14 protein-coding genes, 1 tRNA gene and 7 pseudogenes are annotated in these 19,621 nt (G+C 35.8%); 15 read left to right on the forward strand and 7 right to left on the reverse strand.

Annotated elements, in window-relative coordinates:
• Positions 1 to 4 precede the first annotated feature (4 nt).
• From V4B17_RS02415 to V4B17_RS02425, 3 genes and pseudogenes are all read left to right on the forward strand, one after another.
• Positions 5 to 1,074, forward strand: a pseudogene (locus V4B17_RS02415) (ParB N-terminal domain-containing protein).
• Between the two features lie 25 nt (positions 1,075 to 1,099).
• Positions 1,100 to 1,508: pseudogene (locus V4B17_RS02420) on the forward strand (hypothetical protein); the annotation flags it as partial.
• A 405-nt stretch (positions 1,509 to 1,913) separates the two neighbouring features.
• Positions 1,914 to 2,135 carry a DUF3126 family protein gene (locus V4B17_RS02425; protein ID WP_455480164.1) on the forward strand — a complete coding sequence of 74 codons (222 nt, stop codon included), beginning with the start codon at positions 1,914 to 1,916 and terminating at the stop codon, positions 2,133 to 2,135.
• A gap of 23 nt (positions 2,136 to 2,158) precedes the next feature.
• Here the strand turns inward: V4B17_RS02425 and radC are convergent, their stop codons facing one another.
• Genes radC through sfsA form a run of 3 tightly spaced genes read right to left on the reverse strand, consistent with a single transcriptional unit; the run spans position 2,159 to position 4,510 of the window.
• Entirely contained in the window at positions 2,159 to 2,953 is a 795-nt protein-coding gene (gene radC, locus V4B17_RS02430; RefSeq protein ID WP_455479911.1) for a RadC family protein, read from the reverse strand.
• A gap of 17 nt (positions 2,954 to 2,970) precedes the next feature.
• Positions 2,971 to 3,801: a type I methionyl aminopeptidase gene (gene map, locus V4B17_RS02435; RefSeq protein ID WP_455479912.1), complete on the reverse strand. Its 831-nt coding sequence runs from the start codon at positions 3,799 to 3,801 to the stop codon at positions 2,971 to 2,973.
• Positions 3,794 to 4,510, reverse strand: coding sequence for a DNA/RNA nuclease SfsA (gene sfsA / locus V4B17_RS02440; RefSeq protein WP_455479913.1), 717 nt, complete (start codon positions 4,508 to 4,510; stop codon positions 3,794 to 3,796). Before sfsA ends, map begins: the two co-directional genes overlap by 8 nt.
• A gap of 329 nt (positions 4,511 to 4,839) precedes the next feature.
• On the opposite strand from sfsA, the gene V4B17_RS02445 reads away from it, so the two are divergent.
• From V4B17_RS02445 to ttcA, 4 genes are all read left to right on the forward strand, one after another.
• On the forward strand, positions 4,840 to 5,676 hold the full coding sequence (locus V4B17_RS02445) for an RNA methyltransferase (protein WP_455479914.1): 837 nt from the start codon (positions 4,840 to 4,842) through the stop codon (positions 5,674 to 5,676).
• Positions 5,669 to 6,484 (forward strand): glutamate racemase, encoded by an 816-nt coding sequence (murI, locus tag V4B17_RS02450; RefSeq protein ID WP_455479915.1) that lies wholly within the window; start codon positions 5,669 to 5,671, stop codon positions 6,482 to 6,484. The genes V4B17_RS02445 and murI overlap by 8 nt, the downstream gene beginning before the upstream one ends.
• A gap of 182 nt (positions 6,485 to 6,666) precedes the next feature.
• Positions 6,667 to 7,284 (forward strand): 30S ribosomal protein S4, encoded by a 618-nt coding sequence (rpsD, locus tag V4B17_RS02455; RefSeq protein ID WP_455479916.1) that lies wholly within the window; start codon positions 6,667 to 6,669, stop codon positions 7,282 to 7,284.
• Positions 7,285 to 7,559: 275 nt separating this feature from the next.
• On the forward strand, positions 7,560 to 8,438 hold the full coding sequence (gene ttcA / locus V4B17_RS02460) for a tRNA 2-thiocytidine(32) synthetase TtcA (RefSeq protein WP_455480165.1): 879 nt from the start codon (positions 7,560 to 7,562) through the stop codon (positions 8,436 to 8,438).
• Positions 8,439 to 8,503: 65 nt separating this feature from the next.
• On the opposite strand, the pseudogene V4B17_RS02465 reads toward ttcA, so the two are convergent.
• A pseudogene (locus V4B17_RS02465) lies at positions 8,504 to 9,761 on the reverse strand (30S ribosomal protein S12 methylthiotransferase RimO).
• A gap of 238 nt (positions 9,762 to 9,999) precedes the next feature.
• Positions 10,000 to 10,713 carry a transcriptional repressor LexA gene (gene lexA / locus V4B17_RS02470; RefSeq protein ID WP_455479917.1) on the reverse strand — a complete coding sequence of 238 codons (714 nt, stop codon included), beginning with the start codon at positions 10,711 to 10,713 and terminating at the stop codon, positions 10,000 to 10,002.
• Between the two features lie 957 nt (positions 10,714 to 11,670).
• Here lexA and V4B17_RS02475 point away from each other — a divergent pair.
• Positions 11,671 to 11,746, forward strand: a tRNA-Lys gene (locus V4B17_RS02475).
• Positions 11,747 to 12,482: 736 nt separating this feature from the next.
• Here V4B17_RS02475 and V4B17_RS02480 read toward each other — a convergent pair.
• Positions 12,483 to 12,883, reverse strand: a pseudogene (locus V4B17_RS02480) (MFS transporter); the annotation flags it as partial.
• Positions 12,884 to 13,400: 517 nt separating this feature from the next.
• On the opposite strand from V4B17_RS02480, the gene V4B17_RS02485 reads away from it, so the two are divergent.
• From V4B17_RS02485 to V4B17_RS02510, 6 genes and pseudogenes are all read left to right on the forward strand, one after another.
• On the forward strand, positions 13,401 to 13,550 hold the full coding sequence (locus V4B17_RS02485; protein WP_455479918.1) for a hypothetical protein: 150 nt from the start codon (positions 13,401 to 13,403) through the stop codon (positions 13,548 to 13,550).
• 60 nt (positions 13,551 to 13,610) lie between these two features.
• Positions 13,611 to 13,874, forward strand: coding sequence for a hypothetical protein (locus tag V4B17_RS02490; protein WP_455479919.1), 264 nt, complete (start codon positions 13,611 to 13,613; stop codon positions 13,872 to 13,874).
• A gap of 44 nt (positions 13,875 to 13,918) precedes the next feature.
• A pseudogene (locus V4B17_RS02495) lies at positions 13,919 to 14,152 on the forward strand (hemagglutinin repeat-containing protein); the annotation flags it as partial.
• A gap of 188 nt (positions 14,153 to 14,340) precedes the next feature.
• On the forward strand, positions 14,341 to 14,505 hold the full coding sequence (locus V4B17_RS02500; RefSeq protein WP_455479920.1) for a hypothetical protein: 165 nt from the start codon (positions 14,341 to 14,343) through the stop codon (positions 14,503 to 14,505).
• A 1,092-nt stretch (positions 14,506 to 15,597) separates the two neighbouring features.
• On the forward strand, positions 15,598 to 15,855 hold the full coding sequence (locus V4B17_RS02505; protein ID WP_455479921.1) for a hypothetical protein: 258 nt from the start codon (positions 15,598 to 15,600) through the stop codon (positions 15,853 to 15,855).
• Between the two features lie 682 nt (positions 15,856 to 16,537).
• The gene (locus V4B17_RS02510) at positions 16,538 to 16,942 is read left to right on the forward strand and encodes a hypothetical protein (protein WP_455479922.1); all 405 of its coding nucleotides are present in this window, start codon (positions 16,538 to 16,540) and stop codon (positions 16,940 to 16,942) included.
• Between the two features lie 451 nt (positions 16,943 to 17,393).
• Here the strand turns inward: V4B17_RS02510 and V4B17_RS02515 are convergent.
• Positions 17,394 to 18,214, reverse strand: a pseudogene (locus tag V4B17_RS02515) (VirB4 family type IV secretion/conjugal transfer ATPase); the annotation flags it as partial.
• On the opposite strand from V4B17_RS02515, the pseudogene V4B17_RS02520 reads away from it, so the two are divergent.
• Positions 18,206 to 19,266, forward strand: a pseudogene (locus tag V4B17_RS02520) (ParB/RepB/Spo0J family partition protein). The pseudogenes V4B17_RS02515 and V4B17_RS02520 sit on opposite strands and share 9 nt — an antisense overlap.
• Positions 19,267 to 19,621: the final 355 nt, after the last annotated feature.

Below are 19,621 nucleotides of genomic sequence, written 5' to 3' on the forward strand. Positions count from 1 at the left end.
CATGATGGCTCGATTTCAAGGGATTATTTTAGATTTGATTGCTGTCCCTGATCGTATTCGCCCTGTTTATGATGAGCATGCCAAGGCGCTTGCACAATCCATAGTGCGAGAGGGATCGATAAATCCGATTACGGTGTGTCACGTCCCCAATGCTAAAGAGGGCAATGATACGCTCATTGCTGGTGCGCACCGTTTACGTGTTGCTGAGCTTTTTGGCTATAGCGAAATTGATGCCGTTGTGATGCAGGCTGATAAGGACAATGCCGCATTTTTAGAGGTTGTGGAAAATCTTTTTCGCAATGAGTTATCGGTGATAGATCATGCATTGTTTGTTCAGACTTACCACGAATTATGGGAAAAGAAGTATGGGGAAATTAAGATTGGTGAAAATAAAAAACAAAAGGTTATGTTTATTCTTTGATTGGTGGTGATACGCAGTTAGAGAAATTTGTGCAAATTGTACTTATTTCTCAAATCAGGGATGATTTTTCTTCAGATCACAATGAAATCGCGTGCGAAGGGAATAAAAAATCAAAAGGACAACTTGCTCCTTTGATTGGTAATGAAATACATGCAAATCAAAGCGTAAACATTGCATTGTGGTTTGCTGATGAGAAATTGGATCAACTTGATCATATTTCTGAAATGAGAAATGGTGCAAAGTTTGCACTATTTCATGACGAAGAGCAATTGGGACAAGTTGTTCCAATTTTTCATACAGATAAAGAAAGAGATAAGAGATTAACTTTTTTCCTTGCCAAATATGTTGCAGATCGCATTGGTTTATCAAAACGTGCTGTACATTATTTAACAAAAATTTCCCAGCATTTACAGCTGGAGTTGTGGGTGATTTTACGTGGCACAGCATTGACGGATAATCAAGCACAATTACTAAAGTTGGCGAAGATGGAGCTGATTGCACAGCGGAGAGTGGTAGTTGCTTTACAACAGGTTGAGGGTGATTTACGGTGGGCTTTTGATTTGATCAATGACATTAATATACCGCCACAAATCAATGAATAGGAACGAATTTTTTCTCAGCTGTTTGCTGTTTGGCAGAGAGCGGATGTATAAACGCGGGCACGATTTTGTTCTTATCCTGAGAGGCAGCAGGCGGAGGTACAGACATGAGACATTTTATCAGCAACAGCTTGATTTTTTTCAACAGCTGGTTTTTTCTGTTGTGAGCCTGTTGTGCAGATTGATTTAAAGCTGTTTCACTCTTGCATTAAGCGTGTGATGAGCACGGGCTTTATGAGAATGGCCCGTTTGAACAGAGTGTGATTGCCGAGTGTATGGCACATTATTTAGGGATTAGTTGTTTAAGAAAGGCAAGTTTGGATGCTTATGTTGTTGAAAGTAAGCAGGTGGATATTTCTTTACCAAGCTTTAAGGCTTTTATTCGCGCTACGGGAGTGTTTTGGCTGTGGGATGAGATTGTGAGTGAAGATGGTTTGTTATTATTGCAAGATGATGAAGCCCGGTTAGCAGAAATTGCACGGCTGCAGTAAAAATTCTTTGAGAACCCCTTTTAAATTTTGTAAAAAAATTGGTACAAAACCTATTGTCAAATTATGCAAAACTTGATGATAGACTGTAAGAAAAAAATATATAAGCTCATCGATCAATGTTTCAGCAGAGCGCGCTTATAAACGTAGGTGTTGAAATTGAGGATAAAATAAAGATTATTAAAAATTTGTGGTTCTCTAACTGTTTTTTTACTTTACGATTGTATTTTGACGATGGTTCATTTGATAGAGGTCTTCAGTGAATGTGTTAAGATAGTCATATTTCAAATATAGGTGTTATAAAAGATTGAAAATAAAACTTTTATTATCTTTACAGAATCTTAGGAGTGCCTTGTTTGCTATCCAAGATTAAAATGTGAAATTCTCAAAAGACAGGAGAGCATGGTGAATGCTGATGAAATAAAAAAACTTGATAGTTATTTTAAAAACGTATTCCAAAATTCAGCATTACAAGTGAAATCGCGTCCTAAAAAGGATGATTCTTGTGAAGTTTATATTGGCGATGAATTTTTGGGCATTATCTATCGAGATGAAGATGAGGATGAGCTGTCATACAATTTCTCGATGGCTATATTGGATATTGATTTGTTACGAATAGCTAAATGAAATTTTTCTCCACTTAATAAATCTTATATGAGCTTTAATGCTTTAAAACTCGTATGTTCGTTCCGCGCGATAATTAGGTGATCGTGAACAGTGATGCTTAATGCGTTTGCTGCGTCTTTTAATCTATAAGTCATGGTGATATCTGCTTGAGAAGGTCTAGCATCACCAGATGGGTGGTTGTGCACTAAGATAAGTCCTGATGCGGATAATTCTAAAGCTCGAGAGATTACTTCACGCGGATAAACAGGGGTATGATCAATGGTTCCAGTTTGTTGCACTTCATCAGCGAGTAAACCATTTTTCTTATCAAGAAATAAAACACGAAACTGTTCGCGTGTTTCGTGAGCCATGACAGCTTTACAGTAAGCTAATACTTTATCCCAAGATGAAAAAATATCACGTTTAAACAATTCTGCACGAGCAAGACGCCCAGCAATATCTGAAATAATTTTTAAGTCGACCGCAGTAGCCGGTCCGCATCCTTGGACCTCTTGAAGTCGATAAATATCAGCACCCAATACATCAGCTAATGAGCCAAAACGCGCTATCAAGCTCTTAGCTATAGGTTTTGTATTTGCCCGAGGAATCGTGCGAAAGAGCAATAATTCAAGGTATTCATAATCTTCAATTGCCTTTCCTTTTGACTTTAAATATCGTTTACGGAGACGTTCACGATGTCCTTGGTAATGTTTATGTGTGTGTAAATTTTTCTGAATTTTTTCACTTTTTGCTTCTGCTATTGGGTTAAGTGGAGCACTTGATGTTAATGCAAAACGATTGTCCTGTATGCCTTCATTTTTATTTATTTTTTTAGCCATGGCATTTCTACATTTATTTAGGTATATGAACTGGGAATATAAAAAATATTCTTAGGAGATTGCGTAAAAATTTCACATCCTTCATTTGTTACACCAATCGTATGTTCATATTGTGCACTAAGAGATCGATCACGTGTAACGGCTGTCCAGCCATCAGATAAAATTTTTACTTGTGGTTTACCGAGGTTGATCATTGGCTCGATTGTAAACATCATACCCTGTTTTAGTTCTATTCCTTTTTTAGGATTTCCATAATGTAGAATATTAGGCGCATCATGAAAAAGCTGACCGATTCCATGTCCACAAAAGTCCCTTACAATTGAGCAACGTTCAGATTCTGCGTAGTGTTGAATGGCGGCACCAATATCGCCTGTAGTTGCTCCGGGTTTGACTACGGCTATCCCTCTCATTAGACTTTCATGCGTTATTTTTAGTAGACGTTCTGCAGCACGTCTGATTTTTCCAACAGGATACATGCGGCTTGAATCTCCATGCCAGCCATCGAGAATAAAGGTCACGTCAACATTTACAATGTCGCCTTCTTGCAAAGGTCTTTTATTAGGGATGCCATGACAAACAACGTGATTGATTGATGTGCAACATGAATGTCTGTATCCGTGATAATTCAGATCAGCAGGAAGAGCTCCTCTTTCGGCTCCAAAAACAAACACAAAGTCATCAATTTCTTGTGTAGTGATGCCAGGCTTAATAAAATTCATGAGTGCATCAAGGCATTCCGCCGCAACACGACCAACTTCACGCATTTTAGCAAAAGCGTGCTCATCAAAAATGCGAATTTGCCCGTTAAATTTTAAGGGGGTTTTATTATACTCAATATAATCAGTCATTACTTTTTCTGTTTTCTATTTCCACTCGATGAATCGGAAAAATACCTTTTATACTTACGTGGCATTTTACAGCATAAAATTCTACCCCTGATTCTAACGCTAAATCAAATTTACGTCCATAGGCTGGGTCAAGGTCATGGCAAATTGTAAAAGCTGAACAATCTTCCCGTTGAATTACATAAAGCATAGCGGCTCGTTTTCCTTGTTGTACAATTTTTATAAGTTCATCAAGATGACGTGTACCACGTTTTGTTACGGTATCAGGAAATTCTGCTAGTCCTTTTTGGCGGATAAAATGGACATTTTTAACTTCCAGATAACAGTCAGGAAGAACGTCATCCCGCAGAAGAAAGTCAATTCGTGATTGCGTACCATAGCGTTGTTCCTTCAAAATTGTTTTGTATCCGTTTAATTCCGGTAACAAACCATTTTGAACTGCTTCTAATGCAAGTTTATTGGGCAAAATCGTGTTGATGCCAACTAAAGTATTATTTGCTTCAATAATTTCTAATTGATATGCATATTTTCGTTTGGAATTGTTGTGATATGAAAGCCAAATGTTGGAGTTAGGAGTTGCCAAACCAAGCATCGATCCTGTATTAGGAACCGTCACGGTGAAGGTATGCTGATCTTCTCGCGTAACATCAGCAAGAAAACGTTTATAACGACGAATAAATTTTGCAGGAAAAAGTTCAGAAACAAAGAGCATACTCCTTATCCTAGAATTTATGATTTCATAATTCAACTCAAATTGTTATCTATTAGGTTGTGTGGCATATTTTAATGAGGCATTCTTGATACAAAAAAATGTCGAGACAATTCACACAAACACTCTAAGAACCTAAGATCAAAGTTTATTTTGTTTTTATCGTTCATTACTAATTTTAAAGTTGTTACTTCGCGGTAAACCCTGTGTAAAAAGATAATATTGACCTTAACGTGTCATTAAAGAGGTTATTTTGGAGAATATTTTTTTAAAGAAGGTTGTGTTCAAAAAAACAGCAATGAGAACATCATGTATGAAATTAGGGAGAATTGATGGCTGGAACTAATAAGAATCGTAAAAATTTAAAAAATGGTCCAATTATTATTTTAGTTGAGCCACAGTTGCCCGAAAATATTGGTATGGTAGCAAGGGCGATGGCAAATTTTGGGCTCTCTAAGCTTCGGTTGGTCAAACCTCGAGAAGCATTTCCAAATGAAAAAGCCATAGCTGTTGCCAGTAAAGCAGATCATGTTATTAATGACGCAGTGATTTTTGATACGTTGCGTGACGCAATTACAGATTTGCATTATGTTTTTGCTACAACAGCACGTGAAAGATGTGGTTTTAAAACTGTAAAAAGTGCTGTTGAAGCGGCGAGTATCTTACGTCAACGTGAAAATATTGGGCATAGAACAGGTATTTTATTTGGAAGAGAAAGGTGGGGACTAAAAAATGATGAAATAAGTCTTGTTGATGAAATTGTTACTTTTCCAGTTAATCCCGCTTTTTCTTCGCTTAATATTGCGCAAGCAGTTTTGCTTATGTCTTATGAATGGATGAAGTCAGGTTTGGAAGATGCGAGCGATACTGCTTTTCGTGAAACAGAACTGGAGCCAGCTGATAAAGCAACATTTCATGGTTTTTTAGCTCAATTAGAAAATGCTTTGGATATTCGTGGATATTTTAGACCCCGAGAACGCAAAGAGGTTATGCTTACAAATCTACGTTCTGTTTTTACGCGTGCTCATTTTAGCGAATCTGAGGTTCATTTACTTCGGGGGATTATATCTTCACTAGAGCATTTTTCACCTAAATTTCCACGAGGAAGTGGTGCACCTGCAGAGCGTGATCGTAAAGAATTAAAAACAAGTGTAAAAACTGATGGATGAGCGTCCTATTCTTTTTTTTGATAGTGGTATTGGTGGCTTAACAGTGTTGAGGGAAGTACGCTTTCTTATTTCTGAAACGCAATTTATTTATGCTGCTGACGATGCAGGATTCCCTTATGGAAATTGGGAAGAAAAGGTCTTAAAGAATCACATTCTAAAGTTGTTTACAAATCTTGTAACACTTTATAATCCCGTCCTATGTGTGATCGCTTGCAACACTGTTTCTACCTTAATGATGGCAGATTTACGAAAAAATTTTCCCCACATTCTTTTCGTCGGAACAGTTCCTGCAATTAAGTTAGCAGCTGAACAAACAAAATCTGGTTTTATTTCAGTGTTAGCTACTCCTGGAACAGTGAAACGTGCATATACACATGAGTTGGTCAACACTTTTGCAGATCAATGTCACGTTCAGCTTGTTGGAAGCGAAAAGCTTGCTGGTTTTGCTGAAGATTATTTACGTGGAAAATCTGTTGATTTGAGAGAATTACGGAATGAAATCCTTCCATGCTTTGTTAAAAAAAATGAAAAATATACTGATACTATTGTGTTAGCTTGTACACATTATCCTTTTTTGATCCACTTATTTCGTGAACAAGCTTTATGGCCTGTTGAGTGGATTGATCCGGCAAAAGCTGTGGCGAAACAGACAAGATCGTTATTACCGGAAAGAATGCATCACCAAAACAGAAAGACGCATAATAAAGATTTTGCGTTATTTACATCGCAAAATATAACTTCTTCAACGAAGCGTTTGTTAAGAGGATTTGGCTTAAATATTGTGAAAGGAGTTGACTTTTTGGTATGAGATTAATAAAATCACCCTAGCTCTTTCTTTCGAGAAAGTGGTGTTAATTGACGTGTCCCGTGGATGACTTTGTGTATTATGTCTTAAAGTATCCTGTCAGTCTTTGTATTTAAAGGCAGAGGAGGGCGCGTTTCCTTGAGGTCTTGCTGTGGGGCCTTGTATTTTATTTTTAGGGAAATGCGATGAGTAAACGCGAAACAACAAAGTATAAAATTGACCGCCGGATGGGAGAAAATATTTGGGGTCGCCCTAAATCCCCTGTTAATCGCCGTGATTATGGTCCAGGTCAGCATGGACAACGCCGTAAAGGAAAACTTTCTGACTATGGTGTGCAATTACGTGCTAAGCAAAAACTAAAAGGTTTTTATGGTGATATTTCAGAAAAACAATTCCGTAAAACTTATGCAGAAGCTGCTCGGCGGCGTGGCGATACGGGTGAGAATCTTATCGGTCTTTTGGAATCACGTTTGGATGCTGTTGTTTATCGTGCAAAATTTGTACCTACAATTTTTGCTTCTCGCCAATTTATCAATCATGGTCATGTTAATGTAAATGGTCGGCGCACGAATATTCAGTCATATCGTTGTAAACCAGGTGACGTTATTGAAGTTCGTGAAAAATCAAAGCAGCTTGTTTTGGTTTTAGAATCTGTGCAATTAGCTGAACGTGATGTGCCTGAATACATTGAAGCGGATCATAATCAAATGAAGGCAACATTTGCGCGTGTTCCTGCTTTTGCGGATGTTCCTTATGCTGTGCAGATGGAGCCCAATTTGGTTGTTGAGTTTTATTCTCGATAAGTTCTCTGGGAAAGATTGCTCTCTTGATTTTATGATATGCTCGGAGACGTTATGTTTATTTAAAGTGCTTGGAGATAACAAGCGGTTTTTATAGATAGTGCTGTATCAAGTTTGTCGTTGTGTTTTATAGCATTCTAACTTGTATAGCACCGTTTCTTTTTATTACATACCTCATCTTATACGGAAGGTGAGTGTGAGTTTGAGCTGCGTTCCATCTGTTGTTATCTTGATCATACTTTCGGAATAAGGTATTTCTTGTGCATGATTGTGATATCATGGTTAGTGTTTCAGTCGAGTATCAGGAAATGAAAGAGAATGTAGAAGAAGATGATCTTTTAATGGGAAAAGTTGATGACTGTCATCCAATATTTCGGACTTCTCCTTCAACCGTAGAGTTTAATAAATTACGTAAACGGCTTTTACGTCATATTCGGCAGGCGTTTGATGATTTTTTTATGCTTTCTTCAGGAAAAAAATGGCTTGTTGCTTTATCAGGTGGAAAGGATTCTTACGGTTTATTAGCGCTTCTTCTGGATTTAAAATGGCGTGGTCTTTTATCTGTTGAAATTTTGGCTTGTAATCTTGATCAAGGACAACCAGGTTTTCCAAAGAACGTTCTTCCAGATTTTTTAAATTCTTATCAAATTCCATATCGCATTGAATATCAGGACACTTATTCCATTGTAACGGACAAATTGTCACATACGCAAACATATTGTTCTCTTTGTTCTAGGTTACGACGTGGCAATTTATACCGTATTGCACGTGAAGAGGGATGTTCTGCAATAGTTCTTGGGCATCACCGTGATGATGTTCTTGAAACATTTTTTATGAATTTATTTCATGGTGGGCGATTAGCAGCTATGCCTGGAAAGCTTATCAATGATGAAGGAGATCTTTTTGTTTTGCGCCCTCTTGTTTATGTTGCAGAGGAAGATATGGAAAAATTTTCTCAGGCAATGCAATTTCCTATTATTTCTTGCAATCTTTGCGGCAGTCAGAATGGTTTGCAACGCAACGCAATGAAAGAAATGTTAAGTGATATAGAAAAAAGAATGCCTGGACGTAAAGACACTATGATTCGTGCCTTGAGTAATGTGCGTCCAAGGCATTTACTTGATAAAAAAAATTTTAATTTTAAAGACTTAATATAAATATTAAATGTTGAAATTTTTTTATAACTTCAAATCGTGACACCATAAATATCATAAACATTTGATTATTTGGTTTTTGTGATGATAAATTCGCAGATACCTAATGGTTGCCGTGATGATATATGCGCAACGCCATCTATTTCTGGGGCATCATATTGACTATGACCTTTTCCTGCTTTGCCTTTATTTTCATCAATAAGAATTTGAAGTCTTTTTTCGATTTTTTTCTTTAAAAGATGATTGGAAATTTTTTGTTGTTTTGCCGTAAAATGATAGCAGCGTTTTTCTTTTACTTCTTCAGAAATGTTTTCTAATCTAAAATCACTTGCTTCTTTGTATTTAAAACAGCCAGCATATTAAATTTTACTTCCTATCACTATTCAAGGAGTATATTAAATTCTTCATTTTTTCACCTGGAAAACCGATAATAAATGTTGACTGCAAAGTAAGATCTGAGCAAACTGTTTGCTACTTTTCAATTCTACGATTTGTTTTTTTCATAAAAGCAGGATGTTTCATATTGCGCAAAAAATTTGGTGGGCATGCTGAAAAGGAGGGATATCCAGGTAAGGCATAATTTTTTCGTCCAGCAATTCAATAACTTTATCAACATGCGGATGAGGATAAACATAATGCATGCATATCAAAATATCTATGTTGCCTAATCCGCGACAAAGATCAAGAAAATTTGTTTTTACTGTGCGATCTTTTCAAGAAATTTTCAAATATTTAATATCAATGCCGTAAGTACTGATATCTTGTGAAATAACTAAAAGTTCTTTTACGCCTGTTTTTACCAGTTTTCATTTTCGCTAAGAACATCATCGATGGAACGTGAGGTCGGATTACCGCGCAGGATAGGGACGATGCAAGAGCTGCACCGATTAAAGAATCTTTTAGAAATTTTAAAATAAGTATAATGGCAAGGTGTTAAACGAATACCTTGAGGGGAAACTAAATCAATAAAATGATTATGAATTGGAGGAGTTGCTGAATGAACAGTTTGTATAACGCTTTCATAGGCTTGTAGAGCTCTGTAATAGTCAACACATCGGTGTGCTTGGCGAATAACGTCAGGATCAGCACCAAGACAGCTCGTTACAATAACTTTTTATTTTCTTTGATAATTTCATCAATATTGATGAGTGGTTTGTTTCAGGAAGAATTAAGAAAACCACAAACATTCACAGTAATGAGATCATCGCCTTGCTACTTACGTGAGGTTTCATAACTTTTAGATCGGAGTTTTGTAATAATTCGCTTAAAATCTATCAACGCTTTTGGATATCCAGGGGAGATGAAGCTAACACGATGTGCTGTTATGATAAATTCTGCAACTTTATAATGATTAAATTTTATTTATTATTTTTACTTCATGAAGAATAAAGAATGTGCTTTATCCTTGATAGGTGTGCAATACAATTCATTACAAAGTCATTTGCTTTTTTCTATGATATTTTGTGAGTGCGACTATTTCATTTGTAGATACAGCAGAATACAAAAAACACCAAATATTTTTTATTGAATTTATGCAGTGTGTTTAGGTAAATGTTTTTATTTTTTAATATTTGCGAATAAGCCCTATGAGCTTACCTTGTATCTGTACACGCTCAGACCCGTATATGTATGTTTCGTAGTGAGAATTTGCAGCTTCTAGTATAATAGAGGTTCCTTTACGTCGATAACGTTTTAAAGTTGCTTCTTTTTTATCAATGAATGCTACAATAATTTCACCTGATGTTGCTGTATTTTGGCGTCTAACAATTATGGTATCTTTGTCAAGAATACCGGCTTCAATCATAGAATCATCCTTGACTTCTAAAGCATAGTGTTCACCTGAATTAATCATATCTTGTGGTAAAGAAAGCGTGTTTGTTTGTTGTAATATAGCAGAGATCGGCACACTTGCAGCAATACGACCCATAATAGGAATCATAATACTCTTTTTTTCTTCTACTTCAAAATTATCAAGATCACCAAAGTTTTTTAATATTTTTCTTTTATTTTTCTCTATCACAGTAGGAGAAATTTTACGTGCTAGAGAAAGATTAAATGTTATTTTCTCGGGAAGTCTAATTACCTCTATTGCGCGGGCACGATTTGGCAAACGACGTATAAAACCTCGTTGCTCTAAAGCCACCATAAGCTTATGAATACTAGACTTTGAAGAAAGCTCTAATGCAATTTTCATTTCATCAAAAGATGGAGGAATTCCTATTTTTTTCATATGATTATGAATAAATAAGAGTAGCTCATATTGTTTACATGTCAGCATTCAATATTCCAATCAAAAGAATCAAAAAATAGGTAAAAGAAAATAAAATATATGTATTTATAAATATTATATTTATTGATATAAGTTAAAAAATATTTGTTTACTTATATTTATAAATATTACTTATTTTTATTTGCTACAGTGAAATGTATTTATTATATTACGTTAATAATTATTTAAAGTATATATGAAATAGTACTTCACTAAAATTAGATAATACAACTTATCTTAAACTAAATTTTGTGACTCAGTTTGAGAAACAGTTATCTACCTCTTCCAGGGATAGATCTGTATATCTTCACTTTTTGTCATCAAGAATCCGATCAAAAAGTACTCCACTCATCTAGCAGAGATGGCAGCTTAATTACGCATTTAGATCATTTCCCGTACTGTTTCTGCTTTTTATCTTCAATAAATTGTTTATATCTAAATTATTGAGAAAAGCCTTTTATCATTATAAGCAATATTTTTCAATATTGGTTTAATTTATCTAAGATTTTGATTTATATTTTTATTGTGCATTCCTAAAATCGATCAAATATTTAAAAAATATAAACAAAATATATAATTATATCGTTAACAAAATAGTATAATACCTATAATTATTAATAATTATATTTATTATTATAATTATTAAACTTAACAACAAAGCATACATTTACTTTATTTATTATTTTATTTATAAATACACTTTACCATTTGTACAGATTATCTGTTTTTTACCATAATTTTGAAATATGCACTCTTCCATTCTACAGAATTTGTAATGCATTTTTATGTTGAAATTATTCCTTTTATTCAAACTCAAAATGGAAAAATGTATACATAGTGGTGAGAAAAGACAAAAAATTATTGATAACTAAACCGAATAATAATATTTTTTTCGAAAGGTGTTGACCAAATGAAAAGTCGACCGTATGTTCCAATCACTTTCTGCGAGCAAGATGGCTTGTGTGGGAGCGCGTAGCTCAGCTGGTAGAGCAACTGACTTTTAATCAGTAGGTCCAGGGTTCGAATCCCTGCGCGCTCACCAACTTCGAATAAAATCGATAAATTGTATAAAAGTTTGAGAGTTTGACTTCCTTTATTTATTTTGGCTTGTTTTTCTGTTTATTCTGAGTTTCTCCAAGGCTTTTTTCTCAGTTTTATTGCCAATCATTTTTTATCAGCTTTTTTTGTATAAAGGGAAGACATACTGTTTTCTCTGTACAGCTCAAAAAATTTTTTAAAATGGAATTGCATATCCGTGCGACACGATTTGTTGAAGCACTGCAAGAATAATTATCAAAGATTTTCATCATGATTTTTCTTGTTACTTAAAGCTATAAATGCCTTAAAATTATTATCACGCTACCCAAGTCCCGCTTCTTAGTGTTATGACAGCTCTTGCATTAAGACGTTTCATAAGGGATATTTCCGCTTCCTTTTTATAGTTTTTTACTCACACGTTAGTTCCGATTGTGATGTGCAGAGGGGGGATTTTAATTGATTCGTCATAAGCAGGTTTGAAATAAGAGAATTATACGATATTTTGGAGTCTCATTCAAGTTACAAAATAAAAATTTATCTTTATAAATCAATTAATTATCTTGTTTAGACAAAAGTTCCTATTACTTTGTCAATTTTGAGGATAAAGCAATTGTTGTAAAATCTGGTGAATTAACACCACTCTACGTAAAATCATCAAAAAATCACTGGGAATATAAATAATTTTGTTTCAAATATAATTAACCAACTGTTTTAGAAAAAATAAACGGTATGTGGATATATCAATGATTGTTATCTACTGTAGTGTTAAGGGGTGTTATATCTTTGCTTTCCTTAATTTTTATAATTCTAATAATTCCAGCGGAAATAATTAATGCAGATATAGCTAAAAAATGATTCACTAATACTATAAGTGTAAAAGTTCAGCAATAAAGCTAAACACTACTTCGGCAGAGTTGGCTAAAGTTGAAAAGGTTCTAAAACTCTTATCAAGATTTTCACGACGAAAGTATAATTGAATAGCTAGGAGTAAACCAGTATCCACAAACGCACCAATAAATCTTAAAATAAATGCTAACACTAAAATTAGTTTTAAATAAAATACTGTAGCTAAGGGCATAACAGACATAATAACCTCATACAGAAGCCAAAATACCATTAGCTTTAATGATGTAGCATTTATATAATGCAATGCTAAATTTTTTTATTCTTGATGACGAGTAGAATTGATTTTAAAGTAAATATTGATCATGTTATTTTCTTTTGAATAATGAAATGCACAAGTACTCGTTAATTATAAGAATATATTCTTTCAATTTCTTGATGAATTTGTAACTTATAAGAATAAGTCATGGATTATTTTCGATTGAAGTATAAATATTTATCATTTAATAGTACAACTATATCAATAAACAAGCTATTATCATACATAAGTTCTTTTTAGCTATAAATTTACCTATTTTATAAAGTTGTTTTGTAATATTATGATATCAGACAAAAGATAATATTAGCATATCAATACCAGCCTAATTTCGTAAGTTGCTAAGAGTAATATTTTTCATTATAGGATGATCCGACAAAAAAATATCTAGTTTAGAAAATACTGCTAAGCACAAATAGCAACAGCAAATCCGTGCATAACAATATTGATGCTGTTCAAGATGTATGGCCAAGCATAACATAGAGAGAAGGAATAGCCATTGAATCTAGCGATGTACCAAAATCATTGGGTTGATGCTTCTTTCTGGCAAAAAAATATCAGTAGACCAGGAAAAGAGGATATTTTTATTCATTATGGTGGCAATATTGTTATAAAATGTATCCAAGAACAGTTTGATCAACGACAGTAATTGTCGTCAAGTAGCTTTTTGCACGAGAAACCTTCCAATAAATCTAAATCGCATACCACAATGGCTTCCTTTTTTTTGGATGCGACAGGCAATATTGGCATAGACGCACAAAGAGAAGCCAAAGTTTCTGCTTCTCATCTAGGGTCAAATCAAGGTATCACTATGACGACAAAAAGTATGACGATTGATGGTATGACAAATCACTATATCAATCATTCAGAGGAGCATGAAACAGGTTTTGGTGTTGATTCATGTAATGGCTTTGTGTTGATACAAGGGAGTGAGGGAAAAATGCAAAATGAAGAGAGTTTTGAACATCAATGATCTTCTCTAAATGGATGTGATAATGTCAATACACTGCCAAGAAAAAAGATGTGACAATTGTTGGCTCTAACCTTTCAGAGGAAGATGTTCATCTTACCGCAACCTGTGATGTTAATATTAAGGATGGTCATAATAGCTATAAATCAAACTCTCAAGAAGAACATTCAAGTCTTTGGTTTCAAGTGACCAAGAACCGAAGCGGTGCTTTTGTTGATGTCGGAATTGCGAGTGCGAAAGACACAGGCGATCAATGGGAAAATACCTCTGTTCAACTATAGTTCATAGTAGGCAAAGATATACAGCTCAATGTCGACCGTGATGTGAAGGTGCAAGCAATTACCGTCTCAGCACAGCGAGATGTTAGACATTCATGCCGGAAATAATGTAACGCTCTTAGCCAACCATGATATATCTCATGACAAAGAAATATACGAAAAGTTGTTTGCAGATGTGATAACTTCTGTCAATGTCGACAGTTCAAGACATAAATGATACAGAAAAGCAGGTTAATGCTAAGGATGAGAAACACAAAATCAACAATGGCTTTGTTGCCGGTATGAAAGGCTACAATATCTACAGCAAGGGCAAAGAATTTTTTAATTGGGCAACTGGCAATACAGGAGAAATTTGAAACACAACAAAAAATCGTGGCACTTTAATAAAAGATACCCTTCTCAATGTAGCTGATGTTTCTACCAGTATGGCAGTAGGTTTTCAGTTTGATAATGCTTAGGCCTCTTCTGGTACTTCAATTGCAGAAACAGGTACAGTAGAAGGCGGGCGCGCCATCAATATGCAAGCCGACAAAGGCAACTTCCATGGTGTTGGAGCTAATATTGTTGCCGGCAGAAATTCAGTTTATGCACTAAACAATGATGAACAGAGTGGGAATATCACTCTCAGAGTAGGATAGAACCTTGCATTTGAAAGTGCACAAAATTGTACGCAAAGTACTTCAGTGAATGTTGGTACCAGTTATGATACTGGTGGTGCAGGGGAAACCGACAATACCTTTTTTAGTCAAGGGGAAGGATCCAGTGAGGAGGTTCAACAGAAAAACAGCCATAATTGGCATTGGCACTTTTCTCATCAACAGCAGGGTAAACTACCATACTGGCGGGTGCTGTGGCTTTTGCAGATTATGTAAGAATAGAAGTAGGGGGATGATTTTACCATCACTAGTCGCAGTGATACCGGTCAAATTTGCAGTAAACAGAAATCAGTTTCTGCAGGATTTTGTGGGAGCAAAAATTTTGATGCAGGATTAACAGATCTCTCCTTACAAAATGATCAATCCTCCAGCGATTATCACAGTGTTGTGGAACAATCAGGCATCACAGCCAGTGAGAGCGGTTTTAATATTGCTGTTACAGGCAAAACCACTCTGATTGGAGGCTCATTTCCAGCATAGCGCCGGCAAAAAAGCAATCTGATCATAGGAAGCATCAGCACCAGTGACATTAGCAGCAGTGCAAATGTTTAGTCCAGAAGCCGGAATTTCAGTGTTTTTGCTGGTGGTGTATTGGAACAAGGGTAATACGGTATCATAAAAAACTTGCTAATAATGCTTTGGATCATGGAAAAGCCAAGAATGCGGCGGAAGGAGAACCAAAATCTGCCATCAGTAATGGCACTATCATCCTAACAAATGAATCTGGGCAGAAGGCATCGACGAGGTAAGAGACAGAACAAACTAATAGCCTCCTTAAATCGCAACACAGCTTTGGCCCACCAAGTCGTAGCATCACTAGATGTAGAAAAGCTGGAAAATATAGCCATGAAAGTCATTAGTGAGCCAAGAGGAGCACCGAAAGAAGGCTTTGAATACTACGAAGAAATTTATAAAACTTCTTTCAGCGTAGAGCATCATATTGGTACATTTAAGTATGATAAAGATGGCAATGTGATTTATTCAAAAGATAAAAATGGAAATGATAAAGAAGACATTTATGGAAAGAGAATGCCTCAATATCATTATTAAAATGCTGAGGAAAAAGAACACTCACAACGAGGCTCTGATGGCAAATTTCATGTGTTCTTCAATGATATTTTAAACGCACTAAATGATGTAACGCGTTATGCAGTCCAGTTTGCTGATAACGAGAAGTAGATACTTTAATTTTGTATCATGTCCAAAAGATGACACAGATTTAGTAGAGTTAGGGATAAAAGTGTATCAGAAGTTTTTTGAAGGTAATTTTTGGGGATTTGGTAATTCGATAAAAGAAGTTAGAGGCTCTTGTATAACGTTATAGTAATAACGGTTTACATACTGATGTGCATGGCCATGGTATCCTAACACTGGTAATGGATTTCGTGATATAAAAAAGTATGGCATCTACGGTACAGTTTGCAAGACAGAGATCAATTTCTTCGGATCGGCCTTCAATGCTCAATACATGGTCAATATGTTAGATACATTGAATGATGGCAAGCAAATTTATGTCGGCTTGAAAAAACATAAAAAAGACATTGTTATCAGGAATATTGCCTGGTGGTAATCCCGCTGCAAAGGGGTGTTTGTTGACCACTAGTCAGTAAGAGGAAGTAGCTAGCTTGGTGATAATCGTCGGTAATGTTCATAGTTGTTTTAGAGGTGAGAAGCTAGGATGCAAAACAGTGTATGGATTGTCTTTCCGTATAGGAATTTGTTCAGAGAAAAAATGATAAAAATATTAAAATTATTGAGCGGGATAACCCTGTTTTTTATGGCTGGATGTTACTCAGATCAGCCTCCTTTGACGGCTGTAGATATGTTTGAAAAACCAGGTGCAGATCGACTTGAGATAAAAAAAGCGCTGTTAGAATGTGGAATGCCGACTCTTGATGGCCTCCACTTAGAGATAAGTGTCAATGAAAAAATAAATGGGGATGCATCCATTGATGCATGCTTGGTTCAAGCAGGTTTTCATCATAAATTTGGAATGGTGAATTGGTGTGAGAAGTATAAAGCTGATAATCTCCCAATTTGTCAACCTGATGCCGACATTCCCACACGAAGTGTCGAGAAGCGCTTGAATAGCCCTCATTGTAAAGAGAATAAAGATCAACCTGAATGCCAGCCATAGTTTTTTGCTGGTGATAACCCCTCCCATATTTTGCGTGCTTTTGCATGCATGTGTTTTTTCAGTGTACTATATCAAGACAGTTTACAGCTGTCTTAGGCATGAAGATGGAGTATCAACAGGTTATGATCTATTTTATCGCAAATAAATCTATTGGAAGAGAAAAAATTAAAGAAGTCTTGAAATTATTTGGCGCCATAACTTTGTTGAATATGGCTGAATATATGAGCTAACCTCTGCTATCGATTTTGGCATTATTTGGCATTATAGGAAAAGCTAGGAGCGGATTGGTTACGATGGGAGAGTCACTGTCAAAATGTAGTTGGCAATCAGCTTATTCTTCTCCTGATAATATGAGCTCTTTCATGAGTGAATTTGCATCAATTTATGAATGCATGAGCAAAGCAGGTTACTGTTGCAAATTGCGGGATTTAAAGGGGATCTATGTATCGTTTCCCTCATACGGTGACTCATTTTTAACAAATTTCTTTAAAAATCTTTTATTTGTTGGATTATTATAATCCAAGCCTTTAAGTGGTGCTATTCCTGTTGGTTTCCCATTTTTTAATGGCATATATTTGCCTACGCCCATTCGTATAAAGAGTTTAGCTCTACGGTCTTTATCAAAAAAATCATATTGGGATTACGTTTTTAAAATTATGCTAGAAGAAAATTTACAATAACGGTTTTTCCAGAAGCAGATGGATCGCAAACAAAAGTGTTTCCTAAATCATCAAAATGAAAATTGAAATAGAAGGGTGAGCTGGCAGGTGTTTTCATTAAAGCCACTGCGGAGCCTCATTCGTTACCATTTATTTTCCCCACTGGAAATGAATGAAAAGGGGAAAGTGCTGCATAGTTATGGTTTGCAATTGCACCAAAGCGTGCGCGATAGGCATAATTTCCAGGAAGCTGTGCCCACCAAGCTGCTGCAAGCTCAGTGCAATAATATCACTGCCATATGTTAAGACGAGAACGAGCTTTGGCAAGATTATCCGTAAGCTCTTGTGGGGTATCAGCAAAAACTACTAGTGACAAATGATGCTCTCCTAAAACAAAATGATTTGATTCAAGGTCATCAAGCGCATCATCAAGTGCTATAATTTGTGATCCGGAGCAGTCTCCGGTATTGACCATTTGGTTTTTTTTAAGCCTCATAATTTGTTTAGTAATATTTTTGCTTTTGAAGACAAAAAATTGAGTAAAAATGAATTCAGAGGGAAGTGCCAATGGACTATCCGTCATTTTTGATTTTGTTTTTGCTGGATATTCTTTCTAACTTTAGATTTGATTGCTGTCCCTGATCGTATTCACCCTGTTTATGATGAGCATGCCAAGGCGCTTGCACAATCCATAGTGCGAGAGGGGTTGATAAATCCGATTACGGTGTGTCACGTCCCCAATGTTAAAGAGGGCAATTATACGCTCATTGCTGGTGCACACCGTTTACGTGTTGCTGAGCTTTTTGGCTATAGCGAAATTGATGCCGTTGTGATGCAGGCTGATAAGGACAATGCCGCATTTTTAGAGGTTGCGGAAAATCTTTTTCGCAATGAGTTATCGGTGATAGATCATGCATTGTTTGTTCAGACTTACCACGAATTATGGGAAAAGAAGTATGGGGAAATTAAGATTGGTGAAAATAAAAAACAAAAGGTTATGTTTATTCTTTGATTGGTGGTGATACGCAGTTAGAGAAATTTGTGCAAATTGTACTTATTTCTCAAATCAGTGATGATGTTTCTTCAGATCACAATGAAATCGCGTGCGAAGGGAATAAAAAATCAAAAGGACAACTTGCTCCTTTGATTGGTAATGAAATACATGCAAATCAAAGCGTAAACATTGCATTGTGGTTTGCTGATGAGAAATTGGATCAACTTGATCATATTTCTGAAACGAGAAATGGTGCAAAGTTTGCACTATTTCATGACGAAGAGCAATTGGGACAAGTTGTTCCAATTTTTCATACAGATAAAGAAAGTGATAAGAGATTAACTTTTTTCCTTGCCAAATATGTTGCAGATCGCATTGGTTTATCAAAACGTGCTGTACATTATTTAACAAAAATTTCCCAGCATTTACAGCTGGAGTTGTGGGTGATTTTACGTGGCACAGCATTGACGGATAATCAAGCACAATTACTAAAGTTGGCGAAGATGGAGCTGATTGCACAGCGGAGAGTGGTAGTTGCTTTACAACAGGTTGAGGGTGATTTACGGTGGGCTTTTGATTTGATCAATGACATTAATATACCGCCACAAATCAATGAATAGGAACGAATTTTTTCTCAGCTGTTTGCTGTTTGGCAGAGAGCGGATGTATAAACGCGGGCACGATTTTGTTCTTATCCTGAGAGGCAGCAGGCGGAGGTACAGACATGAGACATTTTATCAGCAACAGCTTGATTTTTTTCAACAGCTGGTTTTTTCTGTTGTGAGCCTGTTGTGCAGATTGATTTAAAGCTGTTTCACTCTTGCATTAAGCGTGTGATGAGCACGGGCTTTATGAGAATGGCCCGTTTGAACAGAGTGTGATTGCCGAGTGTATGGCACATTATTTAGGGATTAGTTGTTTAAGAAAGGCAAGTTTGGATGGATTGTGATGCGGAATGATAGCGCATCAACAAGTGTATTTGCAATTGATAAAACTGTTGTGCTTATACGTCCACTAAATTGATTA

The organism is Bartonella sp. B23, from assembly GCF_053793815.1.